Origin of the sequence: Shewanella sp. Choline-02u-19 (assembly GCF_002836205.1) — a bacterium.
Lineage (GTDB): Bacteria > Pseudomonadota > Gammaproteobacteria > Enterobacterales > Shewanellaceae > Shewanella.
The window spans coordinates 3,089,846-3,104,711 of the sequence record NZ_PJBE01000013.1; the positions used below are offsets into that span (position 1 = coordinate 3,089,846).

The window sequence follows — 14,866 nt, forward strand, 5'->3', positions numbered from 1 at the left end:
AAGTTAAAAAGCAGCGAGTGATTGGCTTTAAACTTAAGGTAAATGCTCTAACGCCAAATAATCGTGGGACTGCATTTCGGTCAATCTGGAACGACAACGTTTAAATTCAAAATTCAGTAAGCCTTTAGTATAGATATCCTCTAAAGAGACTGCCGATGAAATAATTAATTTAACATTACGCTCATAAAACTCATCTACCATCGCTAGAAATCGACGTGCAATGTCATCACCAGTTAAATGCTCGCCCATCTGCTCTACGTTACTGAGCAGCACCGTATGGTAAAGTCTTGCAACCTCCATATAGTCTCGTTGGCTGCGCGGGCCATCGCATAACGCTCTAAAATCAATCAACAATACCCCTTGGGCTTGCTGACGGATCTCAATGACGCGGCCATCAATTAGCACCCCTTCTTGTGAGATCTCAGATTCCGGGGCTAACTTCGCAAAATACTCTTGTAAGTTTTGCTCAGCCTGTGCATCTAATGGTGAGTGATAGATCTCAGCTTGCTCAAGTGTTCTTAGTCGGTAATCAATGCCTGAGTCGACATTTAAAATATCGCAATACTTATTAATAGCAGCAATCGCGGGTAGGAATCTAGCCCGCTGCAAACCATTGCGATACAGTTCGTCAGGGATGATGTTAGACGTCGCGACTAAGGCGACGCCTTCAGCAAACAAGGATTCAAACAAGGATCCTAACAACATTGCGTCAGTAATATCAGAGACAAAGAATTCATCAAAGCAGATCACTTGATATTGTGTCGCCATTTTTTTAGCGATAATGACCAGCGGATCACGTTGCCCTTGTAGCTGTGCCAAATCAATATGTAATTGATGCATAAACCGATGGAAATGCGCACGCAGTTTTTTTTCACCCGGAAGAGAATCAAAAAAGGTATCCATTAGATACGTCTTACCGCGACCCACTCCGCCCCATAAATAGAGCCCTTGTACGCTTTGCTTTGATTTTGTCCCAAATAGAGAAAACAGCTTACTCTTGCTGCGTCCTTGGCTATTCAGTGCGATAAGATCGTCGTACACTCGTTGCAGTTGCTTTACCGCTTCTTCTTGTGCAACGTCGTGGGAAAAGTCATCTCGAGTTAAATCTTGTTGATAATGCTGCCAAGGAGTTAAATGCGACACGTAAATCATTCTCTATCTGTAGGTAAGGAACAAACACAAATCAGCCGATCAGGACTGTTTGGTGATTAATTATAATTAAACTATTTCAGTAAATAGTACCACGGCCGAAAGCCGCCATGTATATTTGGCAGCATCTCTCTTTTTAAAGTCGTCATTGGAGTCAATATGGAATGGGCATTAACCTTTGCAGCCTTTGTTATAGGCAGCGTTTTTGGCTACGTTGGGCATACCGTTTTAACTATAAAAAATAAAGACAAAAGTCAAAATAAACAGCTAGAGCAAACTCAGCTGGAACTTTACCAATATAAGCAAGAAGTATCAGATCACTTTGACGGCCACTATAAACAACTCTCGGAACTTACCCACCTAGTCAATAAGGTTAACCAGCAATGGAATACATCTGCGAGCTTATTAACCTCCCCAACGACTGATAAACATCTAGCTGATTTAGCGCCTGTAGATAACCGCAGCGTAGCAACCGATAGCACCTATACTGAAAAGACTGCATCACTATAGAGAATGTATCGATAAATTAACCTTTGTTAATCATTGATGAACTTTTTGATACTCGCTTGAGTCCGACTCAATAACGAATGATATAAAACAGATTATATGATTTGCATGGCATTCACCTTTTGTTAAAGGTAAACCAGTGCCGAACCGTGCAAACATTAGTATTGACGAAATTGGAGCAACGTATAAATGAAGACTAAATTATCCTTACTTTCAGCAGCCTTTTTAAGTGCTTCTTTAATGCTAGCCCCCACTGTATCTCAGGCCGCAATCCCTCTTGCCGTCGGCGGCGAACTCTTACCGAGTTTAGCCCCTATGTTACATAAAACGACGCCAGCAGTGGTCGCCGTAGCAGTGTCAGGCACACATGTTTCTAAGCAAAAAGTCCCTGATGCATTCCGCTATTTCTTTGGCCCTAACGCACCAAGAGAACAAGTACAGGAACGTCCATTTAAAGGACTCGGTTCGGGCGTCATCATCGATGCTGAAGAGGGTTATATTGTTACTAATAACCATGTTATTGAGGGCGCTGATGAAATCCTTATCGGATTATCTGATGGCCGCGAAGTTGAAGCAAAACTCATTGGTACTGATACCGAATCAGATATCGCCCTATTAAAAATCGAAGCCAAAAACCTCACAGCCCTTAAGCGCGCTGACTCCGACGAGCTACAAGTAGGAGATTTTGCCGTCGCCATTGGTAATCCGTTTGGTCTTGGTCAAACCGTCACATCGGGTATTGTCAGTGCGATGGGCCGAAGTGGCCTTGGCATTGAAATGCTTGAGAACTTTATTCAAACCGATGCAGCTATCAACAGTGGTAACTCCGGGGGGGCATTAGTTAATTTAAATGGTGACCTCATCGGTATCAATACCGCGATTGTCGCTCCAGGCGGCGGCAACGTTGGTATCGGTTTTGCGATACCATCAAACATGGTCAACAACCTAGTGGACCAAATTATTGAACATGGTGAAGTGCGTCGTGGCGTACTTGGGGTATTAGGTCAAGACCTTACCAGTGAGCTGGCAAAAGGCTTTGGCATTGACACCCAGCACGGTGGTTTCATTAATGAAGTCATGCCAGACAGTGCTGCAGACAAAGCAGGCATAAAAGTAGGCGACATTATTACCAGTGTTAATGGTCGCAAGATTAAGAGTTTCCAAGAACTACGCGCCAAAGTTGCCACTATGGGCGCGGGTAGCAAAGTTGAATTTGGCCTGATCCGTGACGGTGATGAAGAGTCCGTGACCGCAACACTCGGAGAATCAACCCAAACAGCAGAAGCCGCCGCAGGGGCAGTACACCCAATGTTACAAGGTGCAAAACTTGAAAATGCTGATGCCTCATCAGGAGTCGCGATTACCGATGTAGCTCAGGGCTCACCAGCAGCGGCGAGTGGTTTGATAAAAGGTGATGTTATTGTGGGTGTAAACCGCACTAAAGTGAAAAACCTAAAATCACTCAAGTCAGTGTTTGAAGAGCAGAAAGGCTCTGTCGCGTTAAAAATACAACGAGACAACACCAGCATATATTTGATCCTTCGCTAAGTTCATCAGCGTAAACTGAATAGCCGAGTAATATACTCGGCTATTTTATTGTCGGTCAAAGTGCTTTCGTATGCGTGTTTAATACAAACATGTTAATCTAACTCATCTTTTCAGTATTAACTCCCAATCATGATGATTAAAGACACTCTTATATATGTCGGTAAAGCCATAGCATTTGGCCTTATCATGGCTGTGGTTATCATTATTGTGATGCCTTTAATTACCGGGCAAAGCCTCACGAATGGCTTAATGAGCCGTGCGGTAACCAGCAGCAACGAATTATCTTTTGCAACCGCAGTGCGCCGAGCGGCACCCGCTGTTGTCAATATTTATAGCCTCAGCATTGATCAAAGACAACCGCTTAAACCCAGTTCATTACAAGGATTGGGCTCAGGTGTTATCATGAGCAAAGAGGGTTATATCCTTACCAACTACCACGTCATTAAACAAGCCGACGAGATTGTCGTCGCGTTGCAAGATGGTAGAAAATTCACCTCTGAAGTGGTTGGCAGCGATCCCGAAACCGATTTAGCGGTATTAAAAGTCGAGGGCGATAATCTTCCCATCGTGCCACTTGGACTCGAGGTACCAGCAAGAGTGGGTGATGTCGTATTGGCCATTGGTAACCCCTACAACTTAGGCCAAACCATTACCCAAGGCATTATTAGTGCAACGGGTCGAAATGGACTCAGTTCTGGTTACCTTGATTTTCTACAAACTGATGCTGCGATTAATGCGGGTAACTCGGGTGGTGCACTCATTGATACTACCGGCCAATTAGTCGGTATTAACACCGCGGCTTTTCAGGTTGGTAAAGAAAGTGGTACTCACGGTATTAGCTTTGCAATCCCCATCAAACTGGCTCACAGCATTATGGGTAAGTTGGTTAAAGATGGCCGCGTTATTCGTGGTGCTTTAGGTATTAGTGGTGAAGCGGTTGGTCCCGTGATGACACAAATTCTTAATCTTCCAGACTTAACGGGTGTACTAGTGACAAGTATCGACCCAGCCGGTCCGGCGGCAAAAGCACAACTGCAAATCCGTGATGTAATAACGCATTATCAAGGTGAAGCGATACCGGGCGTTGAGATGTTGATGGATAGAATCGCTGAAACAAAACCTGGTATGGAAGTTAAAATCACCATTATTCGCGAAGGTAAGTCTTACGATGTACCAGTGATAATTGATGAGAAGCCAGTTCACAACAAAGAGTAACCGCTAACCTCCTAGACCCATAACAAGCCTGCTTAATGCAGGCTTTTTACTGTCTGACGACATCTAAATGCGATCAATCTAGCCCCTCCAAGAAAACCAATTGATATTGCATCAGAAGGGCATTAAACCGAGTGCCACTTAAATGCAGGTCACTCTATGGATTGGTGAGTAAGTTCAATTAACAGTAGATTTCGGTAGCTGCTGCGGTTTCTTTTGCAGTAAGCTAAACCAGAATGCGATCTCTAAAGCCACACCTAAGATCAGTACCCCTTTAGCGCCTGATGCAAAGCCAACGGCGTAACACGCCAGCGCAGTCAATATTAGCAGTAGTAATAAGCCCATCCTTTGCCATAGTTTCATCTATCTCAGCTCCCTTCTGGTCAACTCTACATGAACCCTTCTTCAACGCTTAGTGTTAACCATAGCAAAATGAGCTAAAGGAGTACGATCTAGTATATTAACCTTTGTTTATCTTAAGTGGGTGGGTAAGCAGAAGTTCAACACATGAAAAAGCCGCTCTAATGATGAAATAGAGCGGCTTTTGGCAGGGATAAAGGGAGGTAAGTAAGCTTACTTGCTACTTATGCATTTTTCCACCAGGTAACTTTTCAACATAACTAGCTACATCAGCATGACACTCACCACATGAGTACTGCGCGGTTGCCCAAGGCATTTGAAAGTCACCAAGTTCAGTGAACTGCTTTGCTGCTGGGTCGAGGTCGATAGTGAATAAGTGAGACTTCACATCACCGTATAATGTTGTACCGTCTTTAGCTAAATGAGTAACAGCACTCTTAGCCAGTTTCGGCATATGGCAATCTGTACACTCTGCAGCAAACTCATGTAGTCCAACGGTGAACTCTTTCTTGTAGTCACCTGTATGGCAAGAAGTACACTCTTTCACTGCGCCAGTGTGCAGCCCATCAGCACTATCTGCATTCAAGGTAGACTTGTGAGAGTCATGACAAGTAGTACACGCCATACCACTCTTAGGACCAATTTCGTCACCCGCTTTATAAGTGCCGTGATCTTCAGGAACGACACCTAACATTTCATCGGCAGTTTGGTGATGCTTTGATAAGCCGCCTTTAGAGATGATGCGGCCACCGACTTTGCTGCCTTCAGGGAAAGCGTCGTTATAATGGCTAACAAATGTTGGGTAGTCTTTCTCACCATCACGTGTATGACATTCGGCACAAGTAACAGCCTTACCGTAAGCCATATCTTCAGCTAAGAAATCATCGGTAATACGTGCGACCGCAATCTTAGTGATATTGTCTTTTGAAGGAGACTTAACATGGAAACTACCCGCACCGTGACAAGACTCACACTGCACACCTTGCTCAGCAAAAGTACCATTCATGCCCGGTAAGTCATCTTGGCGTAATGGGCTGCGAGTATCGCCACCAGCTACATCAGTCGTGCGCTTCCAACCCGTTGTATGACAGTTACCACAGCTATATTGAACATTGAACTGGGTATCCTTGTAATTGCCCATAACATCCGCATCGCCTGGATGATTATCAGGAATATTCAATTCTCCGGCAGAGTTTCGAATGTTGTATTGCACATCTTTACCGGTAACGATGTAGCCATCTTTGTCTAACCAGCGCATTTTCCAACCGTAACCACCGACTGTATATGAGACCTCATCGTAACTCGTTGGTGCACCTAAATCATTATTGGGTATTGAATCGACCAATAGATCGATAGCGCCAATAATGGTTGCTGCTGGGGTATATGGGAATACAGGAGCATCATTTCCAGGGTTTTTCATGATCTTAAAGTTATGACCAGTCTTAACAAAAGATTCATGTTTGCCACTGTGGCAACTAGCACAAGATGCCGAACCAACATAAGCTAATACTTCTGGCTCTGGCAGTGCTTCAACAGTAACGGTAACAACAGCAGACGCTTCATCAGTACCGTCAGTGATGGTGTAGTTAAACTTCACCTCACCGGCATCGCTGCCTGCGGTAAAGTCAACTTTGCCATCTTTAATAACGGCACTACCTGAATCAACAGAAACAATAGTTAGCGAATCGCCATCAGCATCGGTATCGTTTGCCAATACATCGATGGTCACGACTGCTGATGCAAGGACATTTGCGGCATCAGCGACGGCAACAGGTGGAGTATTCTCTACAGGTGGGGTGGTATCATCATTATCACTACCACATGCAACCAACATGGTTATCATGCTCGCGAGTAGTAGCTTTTTACATGGGATTTGTGCGTTCATAAGTTCATCCTCAACATTGCTCATATTCATATCGCCGAGATAAATCTGTTTGGCGATTGATAGCCTCTATGGACATGGGTCAAGTATTGAAGAGTTACTACTAAAGAGATAGATAACTAGAGTTCACTAGAATTAACAAGTTGTGAACTATTGTTATCAGAATGTATCTAACGTCTTATTTATTAACTATATTTAATCTTCAGATAAGTTGTGATGTTGTAAAACAAATTGACCTGTATTTGTCAGAATATAGATCTTCTTCTCATTTTGCATAACAAGGCCAGCCTTTTTTAATTGACGTAGATGGAAGTTAAACTTGGTATGGTCATCCATTTCGACCAAACGACACAAATCCATAAATTTCAAGGCTTGATGGGCTGCCAGTGCTATTAATGCCTTGCGGCGGTATGGGTTAGCCAGCGCGCTGTAGACAAGATCAGGGTCGAGATCAGAACGGCTTTTAAGCATCTCTTTTTCCGCTAAGCTACGCTTAATGGTCACAATGAGTTCCTGGCTCTTAAAAGGCTTAGTCATCACACTATCAGCCCCCTTTTTCATCGCATCAACTGCAGTATCAACCGTTGCATAAGCGGTAATAATCACGATGGCAATAAAAGGCTGCTGATGGCGTAAATTCGATATAGCTTCAACGCCAGTCATCCCCGACATCAAGAGATCTAATAGCGCGATATCAAAGTGTTGTAGTTCACTTTCTGCAATTGCAGCTTCAGCGCTCTCAACTGCCGTTACCCGGTAACCTTCAAGCTCAAGCAGTTCAACCATGTTACGCCTAAGTTCGTTATCATCTTCGGCCAGTAGAATAGAGATCATTAGCAGTGCTCCCGATAAAAGACTAACTCTACAGTGGTACCTTTATCTAACTCACTCACAATATTCATTTTCCCGTTATGTAATGATGTAATTTGCTCACAAATAGCCAACCCTAACCCAGTGCCTTTGCCGACTGGTTTACTGGAGTAAAACAGTTCTGTAGCACGAGCTAACGCCTCTTTACTCATACCACAGCCGACATCTTTGACAGTAATAATGACCCGAGTATCTACCTCGGTAACATCAACTGTTATTCTTTGCCGAAGCTGCGATGCATCTAACGCGTTACAAAGTAAGTTGATGATTAACTCTTCTAATTTAATTTTTTCACAATAGAGAAAAATATGAGCTGCACAATTCAACTGGATCTCATGATGCTTACAGCGGTGAGCCAACAACTTTACAGCGCTATTTAATATATCTTCAATCGCAACATCGCCGCGTATCCCTGACGCGGGCCGAGCATAGCTCAATAGCTCTTTACTGATAGATGAAGCACGCTCAATACCCAGTCTAGCTCGATTCAAGTAGTCCCCTTCAGAACTAAAATGTTCAGGGTTCTTCCGCTGCCAAAGATCTAGCGCGAGTGTTGAAGAGGCCAATGGATTATTGATCTCGTGCGCCACTCCCATTGCTAATCGACCTATCGCTTTGTATTTATCAGCCTCAAGAGCACGCTTAAGCTTGGCTGCGGTTACTTGCTCTCTTTCCAAATCAAAGACTTTTAACGCCTTAAACAGTGCAACTAAAATCAAGCCGCCAGCGAGGGTTCGCAACACAGGTACACTATGATGAGAATCTGTCGGTACGAGTCCTGAGAGTACACCGTATATCAGTAGGCCAACCCCACTGATCACAAAGTACAATCCATAGTGATGCTTCTCTTGACGTAAGCTATTGCCATAAACGGCCATGCCAATGCCCGCTAAAGAGGCACTACCAAAACCAATTAATATACGGGTATATTGACTCGCTTCAGCAAAACCAGTGTTGTTGGCTGCCAGATCATGCAGGTCTGGAATAATCAGCCATAGATAGCTAATTAATATCGACAGAATGATCCCATGCCCAACCATAGCAACCCGCTTGGTGGTAATACTCAGTATTTGCCAAGCAAACACCATTAACGCGATATAGGATAAGAGTAGCTTAGCAAGGCTGAGCCACTGGATCAGTAGTTGATACTGCTGCCCAATATCATGCGAAAAAATAATAATATACAGTTCGGACCACTCATGGAAGGCGTGTGAAAACCCAAAAATGGCCAACGCCCACAAGGTAGGAGCAACTTTAAGCTGGCTATATCTAAAATTTCGGAATACGACAGCGCAACCTATAGAGAAAAAAACTAGGCCGTAGAATAGATAGATATTAAAAGTGACAAAAATAGGCATAGCGATAACATAACATTGTAAAGATAGCCATGTGTTGATCTTGTTCTGATTTAGCCTCTCGTTAATTTGCGCTAGTTCATAAAACAAAAAACCATTTAAGCGATAACGCCTAAATGGTTCTTATTTCGTAAAGCTAAGCTCAATCAGTTTATGATTTTACCCGTTCAACGTGTCCACCAAGCCCTTTGAACTTTTGTTCAATATGCTCGTAACCGCGATCTAAATGGTAGATACGGTCAACAATCGTTGTTCCTTCAGCAACAAGCCCTGCAATCACTAAACTGGCTGATGCCCGTAGATCGGTTGCCATCACTTGTGCACCATTTAGCTTTTCAATGCCGTGGATAATACAGGTATTACCCTCTAGCTCCATTGTTGCGCCCATACGGCTCAGCTCTGGAACATGCATAAAGCGGTTCTCAAAAATGGTTTCAGTGATGGTTGCGGTACCTTCTGCTAATGCATTAAGCACACAAAATTGTGCTTGCATGTCAGTTGGAAAGCCAGGGTAAGCCACCGTCTTAATATTGACTGCTTTAGGGCGCTGCCCTTGCATATCAAGTTCAATCCAGTCATCACCGGTAGTGATCTTTGCGCCTGCATCTTCAAGCTTAGCCAGTACCGCTTCAAGCGATTTAGGGTCCGCTTTAGTGCAACGAATCTTTCCGCGAGTCACCGCTGCGGCCACAAGAAAGCTACCGGTTTCGATGCGGTCCGGCATCACGCGATAATCACAACCTTGGAGCGACTCAACACCTTGAATGCGAATGGTATCGGTACCAGCGCCTTCGATGTTTGCCCCCATTGCCATCAAGCAATTGGCTAAATCTACAATTTCAGGCTCACGTGCTGCATTTTCGATAACAGTTTCGCCATCAGCTAATGCAGCAGCCATTAATAAGTTCTCGGTTGCGCCGACGCTGATCATATCCATAAAGATATGGGCGCCTTTAAGACGACCGTCAACACGAGCTTTGATATAGCCCTCTTTGACTTCAATCTTGGCACCCATTTGCTCTAAGCCTTGCAGATGCAAATTCACCGGGCGGGCACCAATAGCACAACCACCGGGCAGAGACACATCAGCCTTACCGTATCGAGCAAGTAAAGGGCCTAGAATCAATATCGATGCACGCATCGTTTTAACTAATTCATAAGGGGCGCAAAACTCATTAAGATTGGTGGTTGAGATACACACTTTATCATCGCCTGAGCGAGTGACTTCGGCACCCAAGCAGCGTAATAATTCACAACTGGTATTAACATCCCTAAGACTAGGAACATTAGATACATTAAAGTCTGTCTCAGCTAACACACCCGCCATTAGAATTGGCAGAGCCGCGTTTTTGGCGCCTGAAATGACAACTTCACCCGCAAGCGCATTGCTCGCTTCAATTTTTAATTTATCCACATTAACTCTCTAAATCAGCAATTACATATTAAAGACTTTTTCACGCTTCCATTGTGTTGGCGTGAATGCATTAATCGTAATAGCGTGTAACTCACCGCTAGTAATGTGAGCCATTAATGGACCATAAATTGTCTGTTGCTGCTTAACGCGCCCCATCCCGTCAAAACAGTCACCGACGGCGACAATCTTGTAATGAGTCCCTTCTTGAGTCACTTTTACTTCTTCTAAGGATAATGCTTCTAACAGGATCGCTTCTATATCTTTACATTCCATGGAACTATTCACCTTACTGTGCTTCTTCATAAAAGAAGTCGTTTAAATCATATAATACGATAAATTTCTTAAGCTGCTCTGAAGCTGAAATCAACTTCAAGCTAGCACCTTTTGCGGCAAAAACACTGACTAATTCGAGTAAAAATGCCACTCCAGCACTGTCACAATATTCAATGTCCGATAACTGTAAAAAAGCAGTGTCGACATCCAATAAGCAACGTCTGTCATTCCATAGACTGATTACGGCATCTTGATCTAAGCGGCCGCTAATCGCACAAATAATACCTTGCTGTTGAAAGCTTGCCACTAGTTGGCCTGCTCACTCGGGTTTAAATCAATATGAGTCGCTGTGCGCTCAATGAGCATCTCGATCACTGCTTCGATGCCTTTTTGACGAACCAAGTTAGTGACCTCTGATTGCTTTGAAGATAATAAGCTAACACCTTCGGCAACAAGATCAAATGCTTTCCAAGTATCATCTTTTAAACGCCGAGCTCTAAACTGTAACTTGATTTCAGGGCGCCCTTTCTCGATGATCCTAACATTAACGTTGACCATCTTCTCGCCGGAAAAATCTTTAGCAGGATTAAATTTAACCGTTTGATCTGTATATTCAGTAAACGCTTGTGCATACGTTGAAACTAAATAACCTCTAAAAGCCTCAACAAAGCGAGTACGTTCATCTTTTGTAGTGTCACGTAAGTACTGACCCAACACTTTATAAGAGGCGTATTTATAATCGATATACGGCATCAACTCTTCGGTAACAATAACCTTTAAATGCTCAGGATTATCAGCAATCAACTGCCTATCTAGGTTAAAGCGCGCAAATGTTTTTTTAGAAACAGCCTCAACCATTGTATAAGGGTTCGTTTTATCTATCTCAACATCGGTACTATTTTCGGTATCAGCCGCTTGCACGCTAAGACTCATAAACGCCACTGTAACCAGCATCAATCCGCGACAAAATTTATTCAACATATCCATTACTCCTACCACTAATCTTTTGAACCTGCACTATATAAGAACTGGCCAATCAGCTCTTCTAATACCAATGCCGAATGGGTATCGTCAATACTGTCACCATCGGCTAACATCTCAACATCGTCATCCATAAAACCTGGGGCCAGCCCTAAAAACTGCTCGCCTAATAAGCCGGATGTTAAGATCGATAACGTGCTCGTTTCTGGGAAATACTGATAGCGCTTATCCATCGAGAGCGTAACGATAGGGACCAATCTTTCTGGGTCCAAAGTGATGGCACTAACTCGGCCAACCACCACGCCACCTACCTTCACTGGAGAACGCACTTTCAAACCGCCAATATTGCTGAATTTGGCGTGGAGGGAATAACTACTGTCACCCGTTTTTACTTCTACATTGGCAACATTGAAAACTAATATTAAAAACGCTGCCAATCCAGACAATAAAAATAGGCCGACTAACACCTCAATCTTCCGTGTCAACATAACTCATTTACCACTCTATTCAATAAATCTAAACAATAATTAACATGCTTGCAATCTTACGCTAGCTGCCAAACATCATCGCTGTCAGCAAAAAATCTAACGCCAACACCGCCAAGCTAGACTGCACTACCGTTTGGGTTGTTGCTCGGCTGATCCCTTCTGGATTAGGTACCACATTATAACCGCGATAAAGTGCTATCCAAGTCACTACCACCGCAAACAATGCACTTTTTATAATACAGTTAACAATGTCCTCTCGCCATTCAACTGAAGACTGCAATATTGACCAAAAGGCGCCACTATCGATCCCTTTCCATTCAACGCCAACAACATGACCACCGTAAATACCTATGGCGGTAAACATTAATGCTAACAAAGGTAAACTTATCACTCCCGCCCAAAAGCGCGGTGCAATAATCTGCCGTAGCGGATCAATAGCCATCATTTCCAGGCTCGAGAGCTGCTCAGTGCTTTTCATTAGGCCAAGCTCAGCCGTTAATGCTGAGCCCGCGCGTCCGGCAAATAATAGTGCGGTAATTACAGGACCTAATTCACGCAATAAGCTCAAGGCGACCATGGGTCCTAGGCTCTCTTCAGTGCCAAAGCCAACAAGTATATTATAGCCTTGCAGCGCTAATACCATGCCAATAAAGAGCCCCGATACTAAAATAATCACCATTGATTGCACGCCAACCACATACAATTGCTTGATGAGCAACGGCGTACCTTTTCTAAACCTTGGGCGATGCGCTATCGCACCCCATAGCATCAGTCCCGCTTGACCAAGACCAACCACTAAATCAATAGCACCACGACCCAACTTAGCGATTTGATTAATCAAGCCCACTTAGCAGCTCCTTCTTATAGTCCGGTGCAGGGTAATGAAACGGCACCGGCCCGTCTGGTTCTCCGCCAATAAACTGTGTTAACTGCGGATTGTCAGCCAAGCGCAGTTCTTCGGGGGTGCCATGAGCGATAATTCTTTTATCTGCCAGCACATAGACATAATCAGCAATGCCTAGCACCTCTTGCACATCATGCGACACCACCACTGAAGTCAGGTTAAGTGCATCGGACAGTTCACGAATTAATTTAACCAAAACCCCCATTGAAATAGGGTCTTGTCCTGCAAACGGTTCGTCATAAAGAATGATTTCCGGTTCCAAGGCGATGGCACGAGCCAAGGCAGCTCTGCGCTGCATTCCTCCTGAAAGCTCGGTTGGCATTAACGGCGCCGCGCCGCGCAGTCCAACCGCTTCGAGTTTCATTAACACGATGCGGCGAATAATCGCTTCAGGTAAACCAGAGTGCTCCCTAAGCGCAAACGCAACATTATCGAACACATTCATGTCCGTAAATAGCGCGCCACTTTGGAACAGCATACTCATGCGCTTACGCAATACAAATAATTGGCTGCGGCTGCATTGATGCACATCGATGCCATCAAAAAGTACTTTGCCTTTACTTGGCGTGAGCTGACCACCGATTAATTTCAGTAAGGTGGTTTTGCCTATGCCACTAGGTCCCATTATTGCAGTAACCTTGCCTTTAGGGATCGATAGACTGATGTCTTCATAAATGACATGTGAGCCGCGGCTAAAGGCCATATTCTGGATTTCGACCAATGAGTTATGGTTTTGAGTCATGCATGAGCCCTGCATTCAAATTAAGAAACATCCATTTTTCCGTACTGGAAAGGGAGAAATTGTACGTAATTGAACAATCAGGTACAACCAAATCAACACTATCTCGTCTCAATACTTTCATTTTTGTTAAATTACAGCGAAAATACGCGGCTATATCCTCAAATACCTAGAATCGATGTTATTTAATATATTTTTGTTAGTGGCTGGCTTAAGTGCTTTAGTCTGGAGCGCAGATAAGTTTGTATACGGTGCGGCAGCTTTTGCACGCAACTTAGGCCTTCCACCAATGTTAATAGGCTTAACCATTGTGGCTATGGGCAGCTCTGCACCAGAAATGTTTGTTGCCGCCACCGCGTCAATGGAAGGCATGACAGATACAGCCATTGGTAACGTGCTCGGTTCCAATATAGCTAACATCACACTCATTCTAGGTATTACAGCGTTACTCGGGGCTATTTCCGTCAGTTCACAAACGCTGAAACGTGAAATCCCTTTAATGTTAGCCGCCACCGTCATTGTGGGTTATTTTTTATATGACGGCTTTTTAACCCGAATTGAAGGCGTGTCTCTTTTAGTGCTCTTTTTCGCATTAATGGGCTACCTAATTTGGCATGGTCTGACGAATAATAATCGCGATGCGTTAGCCATTGATGCCGATAATGAGGTTCCCTCAAATGTCCCCACCAAGAAAGCGATTTTTTGGCTTGTCATCGGCATGGTGTTGTTACCTCTTTCAGCCGATTGGATGGTTCAAGGTGCTGTAGGCATTGCTAAGGCTTATCACCTTTCTGACTTAGTCATCGGACTGACGATTATTGCCGTGGGTACCAGTCTTCCTGAGCTTGCAGCCTGTATTGCTGGCGTGTTGAAAAAAGAGGATGATTTAGCCATCGGTAATATTGTGGGTTCAAACTTATTTAATATTTTAGCGGTACTTGCCATACCCGGCATTATCGCGCCAGGTGCCGTCGATGCCGCGGCAAGCACGAGAGATTTCTACATGGTACTTGCAACGAGCAGTGCGCTTGCAATACTGATATTATTGAGCGGACGCGCTAGGCAACTAAAGCCTTGGCATGGCGTTGTTCTACTCATTACATTTGTCGCGTATCAAGCGTTACTTTTCCTATCTTAAATATGAATGCGACCTATAAAGCAGTAAATTAGAGAGAGACCAAGAA

16 protein-coding genes are annotated in these 14,866 nt (G+C 44.0%); 4 read left to right on the top strand and 12 right to left on the bottom strand.

Features of this window, described 5'->3' with window-relative positions:
• Positions 1-33 precede the first annotated feature (33 nt).
• The gene (gene zapE / locus CXF83_RS20160) at positions 34-1,143 is read right to left on the bottom strand and encodes a cell division protein ZapE (RefSeq protein WP_101092623.1); all 1,110 of its coding nucleotides are present in this window, start codon (positions 1,141-1,143) and stop codon (positions 34-36) included.
• 165 nt (positions 1,144-1,308) lie between these two features.
• Between zapE and CXF83_RS20165 the strand changes: the two genes are divergently transcribed.
• From CXF83_RS20165 to degS, 3 genes are all read left to right on the top strand, one after another.
• Positions 1,309-1,659 carry a ZapG family protein gene (locus CXF83_RS20165; protein ID WP_101092594.1) on the top strand — a complete coding sequence of 117 codons (351 nt, stop codon included), beginning with the start codon at positions 1,309-1,311 and terminating at the stop codon, positions 1,657-1,659.
• Between the two features lie 186 nt (positions 1,660-1,845).
• Complete coding sequence (locus tag CXF83_RS20170; protein WP_101092595.1) at positions 1,846-3,204, top strand: Do family serine endopeptidase; 1,359 nt, start codon at positions 1,846-1,848, stop codon at positions 3,202-3,204.
• Between the two features lie 129 nt (positions 3,205-3,333).
• Positions 3,334-4,419, top strand: a complete 1,086-nt coding sequence (gene degS / locus CXF83_RS20175; protein WP_101092596.1) for an outer membrane-stress sensor serine endopeptidase DegS — start codon at positions 3,334-3,336, stop codon at positions 4,417-4,419.
• Between the two features lie 174 nt (positions 4,420-4,593).
• On the opposite strand, the gene CXF83_RS20180 is transcribed toward degS, so the two are convergent.
• The 11 genes from CXF83_RS20180 to CXF83_RS20230 form a co-directional block, all read right to left on the bottom strand.
• On the bottom strand, positions 4,594-4,779 hold the full coding sequence (locus CXF83_RS20180; RefSeq protein ID WP_101092597.1) for a hypothetical protein: 186 nt from the start codon (positions 4,777-4,779) through the stop codon (positions 4,594-4,596).
• 217 nt (positions 4,780-4,996) lie between these two features.
• Positions 4,997-6,661 (bottom strand): Ig-like domain-containing protein, encoded by a 1,665-nt coding sequence (locus CXF83_RS20185; protein ID WP_101092624.1) that lies wholly within the window; start codon positions 6,659-6,661, stop codon positions 4,997-4,999.
• 192 nt (positions 6,662-6,853) lie between these two features.
• On the bottom strand, positions 6,854-7,492 hold the full coding sequence (locus CXF83_RS20190; RefSeq protein WP_101092598.1) for a response regulator: 639 nt from the start codon (positions 7,490-7,492) through the stop codon (positions 6,854-6,856).
• Positions 7,492-8,886: a sensor histidine kinase gene (locus CXF83_RS20195; protein ID WP_101092625.1), complete on the bottom strand. Its 1,395-nt coding sequence runs from the start codon at positions 8,884-8,886 to the stop codon at positions 7,492-7,494. The genes CXF83_RS20190 and CXF83_RS20195 overlap by 1 nt, the downstream gene beginning before the upstream one ends.
• Before the next feature lie 148 nt (positions 8,887-9,034).
• Positions 9,035-10,297, bottom strand: coding sequence for a UDP-N-acetylglucosamine 1-carboxyvinyltransferase (gene murA / locus CXF83_RS20200; RefSeq protein WP_101092599.1), 1,263 nt, complete (start codon positions 10,295-10,297; stop codon positions 9,035-9,037).
• Between the two features lie 21 nt (positions 10,298-10,318).
• Entirely contained in the window at positions 10,319-10,570 is a 252-nt protein-coding gene (locus CXF83_RS20205; protein WP_101092600.1) for a BolA family protein, read from the bottom strand.
• Positions 10,571-10,583: 13 nt separating this feature from the next.
• Positions 10,584-10,877: an STAS domain-containing protein gene (locus tag CXF83_RS20210; protein ID WP_101092601.1), complete on the bottom strand. Its 294-nt coding sequence runs from the start codon at positions 10,875-10,877 to the stop codon at positions 10,584-10,586.
• Positions 10,877-11,551 (bottom strand): MlaC/ttg2D family ABC transporter substrate-binding protein, encoded by a 675-nt coding sequence (locus CXF83_RS20215; protein WP_101092602.1) that lies wholly within the window; start codon positions 11,549-11,551, stop codon positions 10,877-10,879. The genes CXF83_RS20210 and CXF83_RS20215 overlap by 1 nt, the downstream gene beginning before the upstream one ends.
• A 17-nt stretch (positions 11,552-11,568) precedes the next feature.
• Positions 11,569-12,039, bottom strand: a complete 471-nt coding sequence (gene mlaD / locus CXF83_RS20220) for an outer membrane lipid asymmetry maintenance protein MlaD (protein WP_101092603.1) — start codon at positions 12,037-12,039, stop codon at positions 11,569-11,571.
• Positions 12,040-12,100: 61 nt separating this feature from the next.
• Positions 12,101-12,886 (bottom strand): lipid asymmetry maintenance ABC transporter permease subunit MlaE, encoded by a 786-nt coding sequence (mlaE, locus tag CXF83_RS20225; RefSeq protein WP_101092604.1) that lies wholly within the window; start codon positions 12,884-12,886, stop codon positions 12,101-12,103.
• Complete coding sequence (locus CXF83_RS20230) at positions 12,873-13,685, bottom strand: ATP-binding cassette domain-containing protein (protein ID WP_101092605.1); 813 nt, start codon at positions 13,683-13,685, stop codon at positions 12,873-12,875. The genes mlaE and CXF83_RS20230 overlap by 14 nt, the downstream gene beginning before the upstream one ends.
• 175 nt (positions 13,686-13,860) lie before the next feature.
• Between CXF83_RS20230 and CXF83_RS20235 the strand changes: the two genes are divergently transcribed.
• Complete coding sequence (locus CXF83_RS20235) at positions 13,861-14,820, top strand: calcium/sodium antiporter (RefSeq protein WP_101092606.1); 960 nt, start codon at positions 13,861-13,863, stop codon at positions 14,818-14,820.
• The last annotated feature ends 46 nt before the right edge of the window (positions 14,821-14,866 follow it).

Coding starts and splice junctions, on each gene's coding strand:
- CXF83_RS20190 (WP_101092598.1), bottom strand. CDS start 7,492: ATGATCTCTATTCTACTGGCCGAAGATGATAACGAACTTAGGCGTAAC.
- CXF83_RS20205 (WP_101092600.1), bottom strand. CDS start 10,570: ATGGAATGTAAAGATATAGAAGCGATCCTGTTAGAAGCATTATCCTTA.
- mlaD (WP_101092603.1), bottom strand. CDS start 12,039: ATGTTGACACGGAAGATTGAGGTGTTAGTCGGCCTATTTTTATTGTCT.
- degS (WP_101092596.1), top strand. CDS start 3,334: ATGATGATTAAAGACACTCTTATATATGTCGGTAAAGCCATAGCATTT.
- CXF83_RS20235 (WP_101092606.1), top strand. CDS start 13,861: ATGTTATTTAATATATTTTTGTTAGTGGCTGGCTTAAGTGCTTTAGTC.
- CXF83_RS20165 (WP_101092594.1), top strand. CDS start 1,309: ATGGAATGGGCATTAACCTTTGCAGCCTTTGTTATAGGCAGCGTTTTT.
- CXF83_RS20185 (WP_101092624.1), bottom strand. CDS start 6,661: ATGAACGCACAAATCCCATGTAAAAAGCTACTACTCGCGAGCATGATA.
- CXF83_RS20180 (WP_101092597.1), bottom strand. CDS start 4,779: ATGAAACTATGGCAAAGGATGGGCTTATTACTACTGCTAATATTGACT.
- CXF83_RS20215 (WP_101092602.1), bottom strand. CDS start 11,551: ATGTTGAATAAATTTTGTCGCGGATTGATGCTGGTTACAGTGGCGTTT.
- CXF83_RS20170 (WP_101092595.1), top strand. CDS start 1,846: ATGAAGACTAAATTATCCTTACTTTCAGCAGCCTTTTTAAGTGCTTCT.
- CXF83_RS20230 (WP_101092605.1), bottom strand. CDS start 13,685: ATGACTCAAAACCATAACTCATTGGTCGAAATCCAGAATATGGCCTTT.
- CXF83_RS20195 (WP_101092625.1), bottom strand. CDS start 8,886: ATGCCTATTTTTGTCACTTTTAATATCTATCTATTCTACGGCCTAGTT.